10 protein-coding genes are annotated in these 14,164 nt (G+C 62.2%); 6 read left to right on the top strand and 4 right to left on the bottom strand.

Annotated elements, in window-relative coordinates:
- Nucleotides 1-330 precede the first annotated feature (330 nt).
- From S4A8_RS02270 to S4A8_RS02255, 4 genes are all read left to right on the top strand, one after another.
- Nucleotides 331-1,578 carry an ATP-binding protein gene (locus S4A8_RS02270; RefSeq protein ID WP_353218861.1) on the top strand — a complete coding sequence of 416 codons (1,248 nt, stop codon included), beginning with the start codon at nucleotides 331-333 and terminating at the stop codon, nucleotides 1,576-1,578.
- Nucleotides 1,571-2,593: a response regulator gene (locus S4A8_RS02265; RefSeq protein ID WP_353218860.1), complete on the top strand. Its 1,023-nt coding sequence runs from the start codon at nucleotides 1,571-1,573 to the stop codon at nucleotides 2,591-2,593. Before S4A8_RS02270 ends, S4A8_RS02265 begins: the two co-directional genes overlap by 8 nt.
- A 298-nt stretch (nucleotides 2,594-2,891) precedes the next feature.
- The gene (gene cqsA / locus S4A8_RS02260) at nucleotides 2,892-4,157 is read left to right on the top strand and encodes an alpha-hydroxyketone-type quorum-sensing autoinducer synthase (RefSeq protein WP_353218859.1); all 1,266 of its coding nucleotides are present in this window, start codon (nucleotides 2,892-2,894) and stop codon (nucleotides 4,155-4,157) included.
- Nucleotides 4,158-4,556: 399 nt separating this feature from the next.
- Nucleotides 4,557-4,763, top strand: coding sequence for a hypothetical protein (locus S4A8_RS02255; protein WP_353218858.1), 207 nt, complete (start codon nucleotides 4,557-4,559; stop codon nucleotides 4,761-4,763).
- 379 nt (nucleotides 4,764-5,142) lie between these two features.
- On the opposite strand, the gene S4A8_RS02250 is transcribed toward S4A8_RS02255, so the two are convergent.
- From S4A8_RS02250 to S4A8_RS02235, 4 genes are all read right to left on the bottom strand, one after another.
- On the bottom strand, nucleotides 5,143-6,603 hold the full coding sequence (locus S4A8_RS02250) for an alanine/glycine:cation symporter family protein (RefSeq protein WP_353218857.1): 1,461 nt from the start codon (nucleotides 6,601-6,603) through the stop codon (nucleotides 5,143-5,145).
- A gap of 340 nt (nucleotides 6,604-6,943) precedes the next feature.
- Nucleotides 6,944-7,990, bottom strand: coding sequence for a putative solute-binding protein (locus S4A8_RS02245; protein WP_353218856.1), 1,047 nt, complete (start codon nucleotides 7,988-7,990; stop codon nucleotides 6,944-6,946).
- Nucleotides 7,991-8,073: 83 nt separating this feature from the next.
- Complete coding sequence (locus S4A8_RS02240; RefSeq protein ID WP_353218855.1) at nucleotides 8,074-10,209, bottom strand: TRAP transporter large permease subunit; 2,136 nt, start codon at nucleotides 10,207-10,209, stop codon at nucleotides 8,074-8,076.
- Nucleotides 10,209-11,231 carry a hypothetical protein gene (locus S4A8_RS02235; protein ID WP_353218854.1) on the bottom strand — a complete coding sequence of 341 codons (1,023 nt, stop codon included), beginning with the start codon at nucleotides 11,229-11,231 and terminating at the stop codon, nucleotides 10,209-10,211. Before S4A8_RS02235 ends, S4A8_RS02240 begins: the two co-directional genes overlap by 1 nt.
- Before the next feature lie 352 nt (nucleotides 11,232-11,583).
- On the opposite strand from S4A8_RS02235, the gene S4A8_RS02230 reads away from it, so the two are divergent.
- On the top strand, nucleotides 11,584-12,777 hold the full coding sequence (locus tag S4A8_RS02230; RefSeq protein WP_353218853.1) for a BaiN/RdsA family NAD(P)/FAD-dependent oxidoreductase: 1,194 nt from the start codon (nucleotides 11,584-11,586) through the stop codon (nucleotides 12,775-12,777).
- A 44-nt stretch (nucleotides 12,778-12,821) separates the two neighbouring features.
- The gene (locus S4A8_RS02225; RefSeq protein ID WP_353218932.1) at nucleotides 12,822-14,138 is read left to right on the top strand and encodes a lytic murein transglycosylase; all 1,317 of its coding nucleotides are present in this window, start codon (nucleotides 12,822-12,824) and stop codon (nucleotides 14,136-14,138) included.
- Nucleotides 14,139-14,164: the final 26 nt, after the last annotated feature.

Here is a 14,164-nt window from a genome sequence, read left to right as displayed (position 1 = left end):
GCGGCGAGCGGAAAACATATGTTTCGACCTGGCCTCGATCGTCGGTTGCAGGGCGTAATCATAGCGCGCATGCGATGACAAACCACTGAATATCCATTGAACCGATATCCTGGATACTACGAATTCTCGCAGTCCACGTATAGGATGGCGCCATGATCGGTGATTTTTATCAACCCGAATTCGCGCTTCGAACGCGCCGTATCGGGGGTTGACGTGTTTTTATGGCGCCCGGTCGGGTTGCTCGCCAGTCATATGCCGAACCTCGTACGGCGGCTGCGGGTTCGACTGACGGCGTCTTTGAGCCAGAGTGCGACCTACTCTCTGGCCAACATGCGATTGTTCGCCATCGTGGCTGTCGTATGCCACCCCGTGTTCTACGTCTACTGGACCGAGTTCCAACCTCAGGATTTCGAAAGCGTCTGGCTGCGCGCGTTCAGCGTGGTGGTGGCCCTGCCCATGCTGTTCGGGCGCTATCTGTTTCGCGGCGGCGAATGGCGACGCGGCATTCGTATCTACTGGTTTCTGATTCTTATTTACCAGCTGCCGTTTTTCTTCGTGTTCATGGCGTTGATGAATCATTTCGACACGGTGTGGGCGCTCTCGACGATGGCCGCATCGTTGTTTCTCGTACTGCTGGTCTTCGACTGGCTGATGATCATGTTGATGGCGGGTCTCGGTACGGTCTTGGCCTGTCTGGTCTATATCGCCATCGGCGGCGACATGAGCGCGCAGTCCGAGACGCTGGGCCAGTTGGTGCCGACCTATCTTTTCGCGCTGCTTGGCGGCAGTGTCTTCAACTACAAGACCGAACTCGTTGCGCGCGAAAAACTGGCCGCGATCACCTCGGCGGTGGGCACCATGGCGCACGAACTGCGTACGCCGCTGCTGGGTATTCGAAGCGGCGCGCGCGGACTGCAGAATTATCTGCCGTCAATTTTCGAAGGCTTCGACATGGCGCGCGAACACGGGCTGCCGGTCAAGCGTATCCGTACCGCGCACTACCGCGAAATGCATGCCGTGCTCGATCGCATCAGCACCGAGGCCGAATATACGAACGTCATTCTGGATATGCTGCTGGTCAACTCGAGCCGCACGCGAGTCGACGAAACCACTTTCGAAACCGTGTACATCGGCGCCTGCGTACAGGAGGCACTTGCGCGTTATCCGTTTCATTCCGCCCAGGAGCGCGCGATGGTGCATTGGGATGAGGGCGCGGATTTTCGTTTTTATGGATCGTCCGTGTTGATGGTCCACGTACTGTTCAATCTGTTGAAGAACGCGCTGTATTTTCTGGCCAGGGTGGATGACGGGGATATCCGTATCTGGGCCGAGCGTGAAGCCGGCGGCGCGCACCGACTGTATTTTCGCGATACCGGGCCGGGCATACATCCCGATGTGTTGCCGCGTATATTCGAGCGGTTCTATTCCGCCATGCCGCACGGCCAGGGCACGGGCATCGGCCTGGCATTCGCGCGTATGGTAATGAACAGCTTCGGCGGCGATATCCGGTGTCATTCGGTTGTCGGACGTTATACCGAATTCGTCATGTTGTTTCCTGCGGTAGGCCGCGATGAATAAAACCTGTTTAGCGCCGTATTTTCACCCCACTCAGATCGTGCTCGTCGATGACGATATCGACTTTCTCGGTAATCTCAGCCTGCAACTGGAAGCCGATCTACCGTATCTGCTGTTCGATTCCACCCAGAAAGCGCTCGGTTATATCAACGACCGCGAAGACGAGGCGCCGTCGCGACAGCGCTTTTTCAAGCTGCAGGAGGAGGCCGACGGCCGGCGTCGCGTTACCCTCGATACCGAGGCCCTGGCGCGCGAAATGCACTTCACCAACCGGTTTTCGCGGATATCGATCGCGATGATCGACTACGCCATGCCGCGCATGAACGGCCTCGAGTTCTGTCGCCGTATCGGCGATCCGAATATCAAAAAGATCCTGTTCACTGGCGTGGCCACCGAGGCCGAGGCGGTGGAAGGGTTCAATGCCGGTGTGATCGATCGCTATATCCGCAAAAGCGAGCACAACGTCTACGAGCACCTCAATCGTACGATTCGAGAACTCCAGCACGACCATATCCTGGACACGTTTACGACCGCGATCGATATGTTCGATGTCGAGGTCCCGGCGCTTCTGGCCGACGAGGCGATTGCACAGCTGCTCGCCACGCTGCGCTCGCGCTACGAGTTCGTCGAATACTACATGGTGCTCAATCCCACCGGCTTCGTGCTCATCGACGGCGACGGCGAACTCTATCGCCTGGTGATCGTCGACGAGGACGAACAGGAAACCCTGGTCGAGCAGGCGGTCGCGCTCGGCGCGCCCACGGAATGCGTGCGTCTGCTCCAGGCCGGGGAGAATCTGCTCGACCCGGCCTTTCTGGGGCGCGCAAACAACGCCGCCGGCGAGTCGTATCGCCACTGGAAGTCGCATATGCGCGTGGCCGAGCGGGTTGAAGGCGCGCGCACTTATCGCTGGGCCGTGTTCGAATCCGACCCTGAAGAGCATGGCATGAGCCGGCCCAAGGCGACCTTCAATCGCTATCTCGAGTGGCTGGATACGGTCGGATATTCATTGATGTAGACGCCTCGGGCGCCGTCCGGGCGCCCGTACCGCGATCGTCTGTCGAGGCTTACCTGGCGGGGCTTTCAGGCCGCTGCCGGCATGCGGTTACCGTTCTTTTCGTGCGCTTTTGAAACATCCTTTCAAAAGTTGGCGTCCATCGGCTTGGCAAATATGAAATTGCCCGCTATTGCGGCGGCGCATTTTTGTATGGCGCAGATATTTAATATAAATAGAGTTCAATTAAAAATTGCGCGTGCGGTCGCGAGCGGCCGTCGCAAAGCAATGAACCGCCATATCAATACAAGACGAGGTTGCCATGAACGAATTCGACACATCGCGCTATTCTTCGCTGCGTCCACACTCGGCTACCGAGCCCGCCTTTCTCCAGCATCACGTCGATCACTATTTTCGTGAACGCGTCGAGAAGACCTGGCAGGGCGGGCATATCATGCATGGCCGTCAGCCGGACGCCGATTCCATTCTGATGGTGACCAACGATTATCTCGATCTGGCCAACCATCCGGAAGTCATTCAGGCTCAGATTGATTGTCTGCGCGCATCCGACAATACGGTGGTCATGTCGGGCGTGTATCTGCACGGCGACAGCCCGCAGCTGCATCTCGAACGGCGTATGGCCCGCTGGCTGCGCATGGAGTCGAGTCTGCTGTGCCAGTCCGGCTATGCGGCCAATGTCGGGCTGATTCAGGCGATCGGCGCGCCCGGCACGCCGGTGTATGTCGATATGTTCGCCCATGCCTCGCTCTGGGAGGGGGTGCGCAGCGCAGGACTCGAGTGGAAGCCGTTTCGCCATAACGACCCCTCGCATCTGGAAACCATGATCAAGCGCAATGGTGCCGGCATCATCGTCATCGACTCGATCTATAGCACCACCGGGAGTGTGGCGCCGTTGAAGGAGATCGTGGCGGTTGCCAACCGACATGGCTGCGTGACCATCGTCGACGAGTCGCATTCGCTGGGTACCCACGGCGATCAGGGCCGGGGGCTGGTGGCCGGACTCGGTCTGGAATCGCAGGTGCACTTTGTGACCGCGAGCCTGGCCAAGGCCTTTGCCGGACGGGCCGGGGTCATTGCCTGTAGCGAGCGCCTGCGCCAGTTCATCAAGTACAACTCGTTCCCGGCGATCTTCAGTTCATCGCTGCTACCGCACGATATCGCCGCGCTCTCGCGTACGCTGGATCTGATCAAGGGCGCCGATAACGAACGTGAACGCCTGCACGCCAACGCTGCGTATTTGCGTCGCCATCTGGACGCGCTGGGTTACAACGTGGATAGCGGCCAGGCGCAGATGATTGCCCTCGAGGCCGGTCGCGAAGAGCAGACCATCATCCTGCGCGACGCGCTGGAATCGCGGGGCGTATTCGGTTCGGTGTTCTGCGCGCCGGCCACGGCCACCAAGCGGTCGTTGATCCGGCTGTCGGTCAATTGCAGCCACAGCTATGCCCAGCTCAACCGCGTGATCGATGTCTGTCGCGAGATACGCGAGGAAGTGGATCTGGCGAACTGGCCTTCGACCCGACGCGGCGGCAAGTATGCTGCCGTGGCACGCGCGAACGCGGCCTGATTGTGCCTGTGCGGCGCGTCGGTCCGTCTTGCGGGCCGACGCGCCGTATCCTTCCCCTTATACGGCCCGCGCAGTCGTGCAAACCGGTTACGGCATCGGCGGGTGCCGTCGTGGTGGTGGGCGTGTGCCTGCCCGTAATCGTGCGTATGTATCCGGGCCCGCCACGTTGTTATGGTCCGGCACTGCACCAGCCGACTGCATCGGCTGGTTTGACGGCTGCTTGGCGCCGGGCACGGGTGTGCATGCGTTTGCACACGCGTGTTCAACCCGGGTTGATTCCTGCATTGGTTGGTTGCGGCGTCGACAACAGCCGTGTGCGCCTCGTCGCAGAATTAAGCGGCGAGGAATGATTTGCGTCGTTGTTTGTGACAGCGACGCCATGCCAAGGCAATGACTACCATGACCGATCTAAACGAACTCAGCGAAAAGACCGATACCAGCGTCGAAATATTGCAGGCGATCGCCGATCAACAAGGCGATGATGCCGACAGGATCCAGGAAGTCCTGGAAAACCCGGAGGATTTCGACTCCCTCATCGCCCGCGCCCGCGAAAACGCTGGGCATGAAAGCCTGCCCTTGAAGTGGCAGGGACGCGAGGTGCTTTAGGACGCTCTGCACAACCTGTCACGGTCGCGCCGGCGTGCTTTGCGCGTGGCGGGCGAGCAACGGTGCACGTAGCGTGTTTGTTGCACGCCAGCGTGTCTTGACGAAGACCAGGAGCGCGCAAAGCCGGCGGCCCGCAAGGGGTTCGGCCTCAGATGCCGCAGTTGGGTTGCCAAGCTTGACCTGCCAATAAGGCAGGCGCTGCGCTTGGACGCCTTGCTGCACCGTCTGTCAGGACTCGAACGCGATCCGCGTGAGGTTGGGCAGCGCTTCCTTGGCTTTTCTAGTCGTTCCCTGGTCGTTCCCTGGTCGTTACTTGGCCGTTGCCTGGCTGCCGCCAGGTCAATGGGCTCGACGGCATGCCGTCGAGCCCGGGGCAGGGCTAGTCCCAGATGCCCGGTTCCACCTGATCGGGGTTCTTGAGTACCGATCGATGGAAGACCGGTTCGTCGATGCCCTCGGCGCGCTGGCGTTCGTAGTCCTTGAGTACGCGCAAGGCGATCGGCAGTAACAGCAGAATCGCGATCAGGTTGGTTGTGGCCATCAGGCCCATCGCCAGATCGGCGAAATCCCAGACGAAGGTCAGGGTGGCCATCGATCCGATCATCACCATGGCCAGAATCAGGGGCCGCAGGATGGCGACGGCTTTGGCGTGATGCTTGCCGGCGAGATACTCCAGATTGATCTCGGTATAGGCGAAGTTGGCCAGAATCGAGGTGTAGGCGAAAAAGAAGATCGCCAGCGCGATGAAGCCGACCCCGAAGCTGCCCAGATGATCGGCCATGGCGTCCTGCGTGAGCTGAATGCCCTGCATGGAGTCGCCACCGGTCTGGGTCGACAGCATCTGGTCGTACACACCCGACAGAAGAATGACCACGGCGGTACAGCTGCAGATGATCAGCGTATCCACGATCACGCCAAACGATTGCACCAGGCCCTGAGCGGCCGGGTGGTTGACCTCGGCCGTGGCCGCGGCGTTCGGCGTGGAGCCCATGCCGGCCTCATTGGAGAACAGGCCGCGTTTGACGCCGTTTTCCATGGCCACCTTGATGGTGTAGCCCACAGCACCGCCGACGGCCGGCCCGAAACCGAAGGCGCTCTTCACGATCAGCGCCAACATGCCCGGTACCTGTTCGTAGTTCGCGATCAGGATATAGACCGCGACCAGGAAATAGGCGATGGCCATGAACGGCACGATCTTTTCGGCGGTCTTGGCAATCGAGCGCAGGCCGCCGTAGACGACGATCCCGGCGAGCACGACCAGTACGAGGCCGGTCGCCCAGGTCGGGACATTGAACGCGCCCTGCATGCCCTTGGCGATGGTATTGGCCTGTGCGCCCGAAAAGGCAAAGCCGTAGGCGATGATGAGAAACACCGCGAAGATGATGCTCATCCAGCGCTGACCGAGCGCGCGTTCGATGTAGTAGGCGGGCCCGCCGCGATAGACGCCGTCGGCGTAATGAATCTTGTAGACCTGGCCCAGCGTACATTCGATGAAGGTGGTGGCCAGCCCGACGAGCGCGGTCATCCACATCCAGAACACCGCGCCGGGCCCGCCGACCCACAGGGCCAGGGCTACGCCGGCCAGGTTGCCGGTCCCCACACGAGCGGCCAGCGACGTCGCGAGTGCCTGAAAGGAGCTCACGCCCTGATCGCTGCTGCGGCTGTCAAAGGTGATTTTCACCATATGCCCGAGCATGCGGAACTGCATGAAGCGGGTGGCGACGGTGAATACGATGCCGGCGCCGAAAAGCAGATAAAACAGGATATAGGTCCAGACAAAATCGCTAACCGGCGTCATCACGGCATAGATCGCGCCGCGCAACGTTTCAATGAATTCCATTATCGGGTTCCCCCTGATCGAATAGACGAGCGTGGCGCGTTTGTCGTCGCGTTCCACCCGGTGATGTGTTCAAGCAATTGTTACGCCAGCGTGTCTTGCGACGCGTTATCGAATGCCAGTCGAACGCCGTCCCCACGGCGTGTTCCATCGAGCCTACGCCCGCCGCGGCGCGAACGCCATACCGCGATTGGTCGAAGTGGCCGTAACGTGCAGCGGGTGGGTGCGCCGCGCTTAACGGCCATGACCGGGGCAGGGCTTGCGGCTTGGCCTGCGTATCGAGCGGGCAAAAAAAACCCGCCGCATGGTGTCCATGCGACGGGTGGCAACGCTATGGCGACGATCAGTTGACCGGACCGCCCTCGCTATCCTGACTGCACTCGGCCAGGCCGGCATCGCTCGAGCAGCGGATCTTTTTGAGCATATGCTGCATGTCGTGGTCGTACCAGTTCTCATCCCACAGCTTTTGCCGGGTTTCACGGAACATCTCGCGATAGTTGGCATCGCGTTCGCCCGAGATATGCACCCAGTACTTGTCCGGGATTTCCTGGTCGGCGTTTTTCACCCGACGCATCGTCGAGTCGTACATGTTGTTGAACACCCAGCTGCGCGACTTCTGGCCAAAGCCGTCGTCGAACTTGTCTTCGTGGATGATCAGCTGACCCGAGAGCATGCCGAGCACGAAGTCGGCGATGCCGCCTTTTTCACCGAGGCCCTTGTAGAGCTCGAGTGCGTTGTAGGCGAACGACGGGGCATAGGCGAGATCCACACTGCCGTTGTTGAACATGGGCCCGAAGGAGGCAATCGACGCGCCCACCGGCGAAGCACCGGCGACATTGGCCAGCGTCGAGGCCTGCTTGTCGTACGACATCACGGCGATCTTCTTGCCGGCGATGGTATCCAGGCTTTCCAGATAGGCCTTGTCGCGGGAGAACAGGAAGGCCTTGCCCAACGGCACGACACCGACGACTTCATAGCCGTCTTCGCTCATGCGATCGGCGGCCTTGGGGCTGGACATGACCTTGATCGCGGTCTTTTCCTGATCGTAGGTCTGCAGCCCGCCGGCCATGTCGAGGCTGCCGGCGAACTTGACGAAGTGGATGGCACGAATACCGGTCACCGCGGCCATGTCGCACTTGCCGGCCTTGAAGTCGTTGGCGGCGACGGCTTCGTCGGTATAGGCACGGGTATCGAACTTGATGCCCCATTCGCGCGCCTGCACGACATAGTCCTGGAAGGACTGGTAGATGAAGCCGTTGGCACCGATGGGGTCATAGATACACAGGGAGCGGGTTTCCTGGGCGCTGGCGGTTTGCAGCGCACCGCCCAGCAGGGCGGCGGCGCCGAGCGCGGCGGCGCTCAGGTAGGACGTCATTTTTCGGGACAGCATGGGTCTTATCCTCCGGGGTGTCTTTGTAGTACGGGACGTTCAACGAAATGGCCCGGGGTCGTGGCGCGACCCCGGGGCGTCGGCTAGAACAGCGCCATGAAGATCAGCGGAATGAAGGCCACCAGCAACAGCGAGGAGCCCATCACCGTAATCGGCAACAGCAAGGCTTCGTGGCGGCGCCAGAAACTCGGGTCGTTGGCGACCTCGGCCTTGGCCGCCTGAATCTCGGCATCGCCGATGACCTGGCGCGTCAATAGCTGATTGAGTGCCACGGGCGGGCTCAGGTAGCCCAGCTCGAAGGCCACCAGCACGATCATCCAGAAATGCACCGGATTGATGCCGTTGTCGTAGGCCAGCGGTGCAAGCGTCGCGCTTACCAGAATGATGGCGCCGTAGGGCTCCATGATCATGCCGATGATCACCAGCATGATGACGAGAATGCCGGTTGCGTACCACACGTTGCCGAGGTTTTCGGGGAACAGCTCCATCACGCCGGAGCGCTCCATCACGCCGCCGAAGACGATGGACAGCACCATCAGCATCAGCAGCGCGCCGAGCAACACCGAGGTATCCGCGGTGGAGGCGCGCAAGGCATTCCAGAAACCTGCCGGCTCGTGATCGGGGGCTTTCGCCTGGCCACGATCGGCTGCATAGATGGCCTTGTCGTAGAGCCGGCGTGCGCGCCAGCGGTCATAGCCGAGCAGGGCGATCATCATCAACGGCAGGATCACCGGCGCGGAGAACTCGTTGAAGCTCTGGCCGAGCAGCTTGGCGTAGATGAGTACCACCGCGACCGCGATCACCACATAGGGGATGATCGGCCCGAGCGCCCGACGCGTGGCTGGCAGCGCGTCGTCCGGGGTGGCCAGATGCGGGCGGCTCTTGCGGGTGAGATAGACGAAGCCGGTGAACAGCGTCGCGCTGAGTGCGAACACGTACAGCCCCCAGCCATAGAGCTGATCGGTAGTGACCTGCCGGTTGAGCGCGGCGATGATTACCACCATCAGACAGGGGTTGAGCACCACGCCCATGCTGCCCGACATCGCGGTCGAGGCCACCGCCAGCTGGCGATAGGTGCCGGCGATCCGGAGTTCCTGATAGATCACGGCGCCGATCGCGAGCACGAAGATCCCCGACGCGCCGGTGTAGGCCGTCGGCCAGGCGGAGGCGATCACCACGATGATGACGATGAATTCCGGGCGCATCTCCCAGGAGCGAAATACGCCGAACAGCAGTTCGGCGATCCGGGTGTGCTTGAGCATCATGCCCACCCACACATACAGGCCGATGCCGGTATACAGATCCGCAAACCGGATCATCTTGGTCAACTGAATGGCCGGGCCGGCGATATAGCCTTCGCTGATGAAGAAATACAGCAGGCTGATGAGCGCAAGCCAGCAATACAGCGGGATGGTCAGCTGGGCATGGAAGAACGAACCGCCCGGCGTGGCGCTGGCGGGGATACGGAAAAACCGGTAGGCCGCTACGGCTGCCAGGGCCAGAAAGCCGATCAGCCAGACCAGGTTCAGGCCGAAGTCGCCACCGGAATCCAGGCGCATCCATACGAAGCCGCTGACTGCCATGGCCAGATTGGCGGCTACCTGCGCACCAGCGCTGACCCGATAGTCCAGCTGTGACTTGGGCATGCGCAGCGCGATCTGTTCGTTGAGCGCAAGTGCCACGAAGCCGCCGAGCATGATCAGCAGCACCAGAATATAGGCTTGCAGGCCCTGACCCATCTGGTTGATGCGCCCCATGCCCAGTTCGAGCGAGCGAAAGGCGCGCAGCGTGGAGGTCGAGGTCATGCGCTGGTTGTATTCGTAGCGCTCGTAGCTTTCACGACACTGGCCGCGCTGGGCCTCCAGCGAGCGACGTAGCGCCTCCGGATCGGACGGGCCCGCATCGAACAGGCTGTCTTCGTCGGGCGTCGCGGCTCTGGACTGACTCTGGGCCACGCGCGCGTCGATATCCATATCCGGATTACACGTCGGCTCGTCCATGTCGACGCGCAACATGTTGTAGTTCTGCCAGATATCGCCGCCGAGGCTGAGCAGCTGGCCATGAATGAACGCGCTCGTGCCAAACAGGATCGCCAACAGCAGCAACGCCGCGATCGGCAGGGTGATCAGCCAGTTGCGTGCTGCGCTATAGCTCGTGGACAAGTCGTCGCTTTGCGGATCGAGCGCGGTCGATCCGCTATCTAGGTTTTGATCACTCATCAGTCTAGGAAGCTGCCGGCATCGAAGTTGGAATCGGATTCGCTGCTGTCGTCATCGCCCGGAAAATCGCCGAGCGCAAGAAACGGCGTGCGCTGACCGGTTTCACGGGTCCAGATGCGGTCGGACAGATACAGCGCCTGGGCATAGGCGACTTCACTGAGGATCATGTAATCCGGCGGACCATCGCCCGCGTTGTAGATCTTGGCGACCTGACGAATGCCCTGTTTTTCGCGGGCCTCGTCGGACTGGCCATAGCCCGCCAGGGCGTAGAGCATGGCGGCCATCGGCATGCCCTTGGACTCGCCGTAATCGGCCGCCTCGGTCAGCTGGCTCCAGGCATCGCTGCCCTCGGGCGCGGTACCGGGCACGCTCAGCCAGACGACGGCCTGCAGCGCATTCGGGACACCCCACCATTTTTCGTTATCCATGCACTCGGTGGCCCGGCCGGCCCGCGCGGCCACATCCTGGGGCACGCCCACACTGCTCGACGCCTGAATATCGCTCAGCAGGGCCTGTACCGAGGTCAGCGTGCCGACCATGTATTCGAATTCCTCGACATCGCTGCCCAGCGACGGGCATTCGCCGTTGCCCAGTTCGCCAAAAGCGTCGACCGTGTCGCGATATACCGCATAACGGCGCAGCGCGGTGCGCCGGAACAGCCGCTGGGACTCGACGCGCGCGTCGCGTGCCTCCTCGGTATTGCCTTCGCGCAGTGCGCGCGCAAAGCGCAGCTGTTCTTCCTGGGCCTCGGCTTCCGAGCACAGCCCGGCCAGCAGGCTGGTGTTGAGCAAGACTTGGGAGGGCCGGCCGATCACCCGGCTGAACGACGCCAGCAGTTGATGCTGGCCCATGCCGGTACCGCAGGCGGCCAGATCGAGGTCGCCGCTGCCGATCACGTAGGGCACGACCTCATCCTGCGAATAGTGGGCGAGCACATGGCCGGTGGGCTTGTAGATCAGGCCGCAGCCACTCAGCGCGACGACAATGCCTGCCATGAGCGGCAGCGAGAGTCTCTTCAACATGGCGGTTAAGCCCTCCTACGTATTGTTGTAATCCTTGTGTACTCGCACCACGTGACGCCGGCTAGCCTTGTTGTTGTTCATGCCGCGCACATATCGCTACCGGGCGCCGAATGCCGTTGCCGACAGCGATCAATATCCGACATCGTTGCCCCCAGCGCCACGGGCAGTTCGGAAAATATATCTTTTACGCCCGCCGAAACCAAGTTTTCGTGGACCATACACCGCCCCCGGCAGGCCCGGCCGCGCTTCGGGCAAGCGCTTGGCCATGCGACAATCGCGCGTTGCAAAGCCCGCCTTCATACCGGTTCGGCAGCCGTCTTGACGCGGCTCGGGCGCGATAGCGACACAGCTCATGAATGACAAGCGATCGACAGATGTAATCGTGCTCGGCGGCGGCGCGGCCGGGCTGATGTGCGCGGCGGTAGCAGGCGCGCGCGGTCGTCGCGTAACCGTGGTCGAGGGCAGCAAGCGCTGCGGCAAGAAGATCCTCATGTCCGGCGGTGGGCGCTGCAACTTCACCAATCTGTATTGCGCGCCAGAGAATTTTCTTTCGGCGAACCCGCATTTCTGCAAGTCGGCACTGGCCCGCTATACCCCGGCCGATTTCGTCGCGCTGGTTGAAGCCCATGGCATCGCCTATCACGAAAAGGAACGCGGACAGCTGTTCTGCAACGAGTCGTCCAAGCAGATCGTGGCCATGCTGCTCGACGAATGTGCTGCCGCGGGCGTGGATATCCGCGTGAATACGCCGATCGAACAGGTGCGCCGCGACGCGCAGGGCGGCTTCATCGTGGATACGCCTGCGGGCCCGCTGCACGGCGAAAGCGTGGTGGTGGCCACCGGCGGGCTGTCGATTCCCAAGATGGGGGCCAGTGGTATCGGTTATCGGATCGCCCGCGATTTCGGCCTGCCCGTGCGTGCGACGCGGGCCGGGCTGGTGCCGTTTACCGTCGATGCTTCGGCACGTGCAGCCTTCGCCGAGCTCTCCGGCATCGCGACCCAGGTCGAGGCTGGTTGCAACGATGGCCTGTTTGAGGCCGGGCTGTTGTTCACCCATCGCGGCCTGAGTGGCCCGGCCATGCTGCAGATTTCCTCTTACTGGCAGCCGGGTGACACGATCGTCATCGACTGGTTTGCAGGTACGGATGTCGGCGACTGGCTTGAAAACGAGCGCGCAGCACGGCCGAATGCGCGCCTGGCCAGCGCCTTGGCCACCCGCTTGCCGCGCCGGCTGGCGAATTGGCTGGCCGAACGCTGTGCGTCAGGTAACAAACGGCTCAAGCAGCTGGATGCCACCACCACGCCCGTATTGGTCGACCAGCTCTCGGCATGGCCGTTCACCCCGGCCGACACGGAAGGCTATCGCACCGCCGAGGTCACCCTTGGCGGCGTCGACACGCATGCGTTGTCCTCGGCCACGCTCGCGGCAAAGGACGTGGACGGGTTGTATTTTATTGGCGAAGTGGTGGATGTGACCGGCCATCTCGGCGGTCACAACTTTCAGTGGGCCTGGGCCTGTGCGCAGGCCGCGGGCGAGGTAGTCTAGGCCTTCTTTCAGGCGTTTTCGGCAAAGGATTGATCGTTATGCGGATGCGATGCGTGACCGGCAGATGGCGTGATCTGTTGTGGCCCTTGGGTATGCTCACGCTGGTGGCCTGTGCCTCGCAGTCGGTCGAAACGGCGCGCTCATCGGATGCCAGCCCCGACGTCGCCGCGGACATGCGCATGTCCGCGCCGCCGGCCAGTACGCCGCAGCCGCCGGCCGCGCCGGCCCGCGACGCCGTGGGTTTTCAACGCTGGGTCGCGGATTTTCGCCGCCGCGCCGCCGCGCGCGGCGTATCGGCGGGCACGCTTGACGAAGCGTTCGACGGCGCCGAATTTGTCCCCCGTATCGTCGAACTCGACCGGCGCCAGCCCGAATTTTCGCGCGCTATCTGGGACTATCTCGACAGCGCGGTATCCGACGCGCGGATTCGCCAGGGCCGCGAGCAGTTGGCGACCTATTCGGCCGAGGCCCGCGAAGCCGAGAGTCGCTATGGGGTGCCGGCGACGATCATCGGCGCGATCTGGGGCGTGGAAAGCAATTACGGCCGCAACTTCGGCAACTACGAAACCATCGACGCCCTGGCCACGCTCGGCTACGACGGTCGGCGCACGGGTTTTGCCGAAGAGCAGCTCTATGCCGCGCTGGAGATTCTGGCCAACGGCGATATCGATCGCGAGCGCATGCGCGGCTCCTGGGCGGGTGCCATGGGTCATACCCAGTTCATTCCCACCAGCTTTCTGGCCTACGCCGTGGATGAGGATGGCGACGGCCGTCGCGATATCTGGGGCAGCATCGCCGACGTGATGGGTTCGACGGCCAACTATCTGCAAAAGAATGGCTGGCAGCGCGGCCAGACCTGGGGCCGTGAAGTCGTCTTGCCGCCGAACTTCGACTACGGTCAGGCCGAGCTCGATACGCGGCGCAGCACCGCCCAGTGGCAGGCCGTGGGCGTGCGCGCGGTCGACAGCCGCGGGCTCCCGTCGTTCACCGCGGCGGCCATCATCGCCCCGGCTGGCGCGCATGGGCCTGCGTTCCTGGTGGGGCCGAATTTCCGCACCATCCTGCTCTACAACAATGCCACCAGCTATGCGCTGGCGGTCGGTCTGCTATCCGACCGGCTGGCTGGCGCGCCCGGCGTCTATGGTGACTGGCCGCGTACGCTGGCGAGCCTGTCGCGTACCGAAATCAAGGATATGCAACGCCTGCTCAACGCGCTTGGCTATGGCACCGGCACGCCGGACGGCATCATGGGTCCGAATACCCGTGCCGGGCTGCGCGCATTTCAGCGTTCGCAGGGGCTGACCGCCGACGGCTACCCGACCCACGAATTGCTGCGCCGGATTCGTAGCGCCGCCGGCTGACCGCAAAGGCCGGGCGCGGCCGCGCC

This window comes from Salinisphaera sp. S4-8 (genome assembly GCF_040361235.1).
GTDB lineage: Bacteria > Pseudomonadota > Gammaproteobacteria > Nevskiales > Salinisphaeraceae > Salinisphaera.
The sequence above is the reverse complement of the archived record's forward strand: the minus strand, read 5'-3'. Positions and strand labels throughout refer to the sequence as shown.

What these genes read in the sequence shown, in the direction of transcription:
- S4A8_RS02250 (WP_353218857.1), bottom strand. Translation starts at nt 6,603, where the DNA reads ATGGAATTCATTGAAACGTTGCGCGGCGCGATCTATGCCGTGATGACG.
- S4A8_RS02245 (WP_353218856.1), bottom strand. Translation starts at nt 7,990, where the DNA reads ATGCTGTCCCGAAAAATGACGTCCTACCTGAGCGCCGCCGCGCTCGGC.
- S4A8_RS02255 (WP_353218858.1), top strand. Translation starts at nt 4,557, where the DNA reads ATGACCGATCTAAACGAACTCAGCGAAAAGACCGATACCAGCGTCGAA.
- cqsA (WP_353218859.1), top strand. Translation starts at nt 2,892, where the DNA reads ATGAACGAATTCGACACATCGCGCTATTCTTCGCTGCGTCCACACTCG.
- S4A8_RS02270 (WP_353218861.1), top strand. Translation starts at nt 331, where the DNA reads ATGCGATTGTTCGCCATCGTGGCTGTCGTATGCCACCCCGTGTTCTAC.
- S4A8_RS02230 (WP_353218853.1), top strand. Translation starts at nt 11,584, where the DNA reads ATGAATGACAAGCGATCGACAGATGTAATCGTGCTCGGCGGCGGCGCG.
- S4A8_RS02225 (WP_353218932.1), top strand. Translation starts at nt 12,822, where the DNA reads ATGCGATGCGTGACCGGCAGATGGCGTGATCTGTTGTGGCCCTTGGGT.
- S4A8_RS02235 (WP_353218854.1), bottom strand. Translation starts at nt 11,231, where the DNA reads ATGTTGAAGAGACTCTCGCTGCCGCTCATGGCAGGCATTGTCGTCGCG.
- S4A8_RS02240 (WP_353218855.1), bottom strand. Translation starts at nt 10,209, where the DNA reads ATGAGTGATCAAAACCTAGATAGCGGATCGACCGCGCTCGATCCGCAA.
- S4A8_RS02265 (WP_353218860.1), top strand. Translation starts at nt 1,571, where the DNA reads ATGAATAAAACCTGTTTAGCGCCGTATTTTCACCCCACTCAGATCGTG.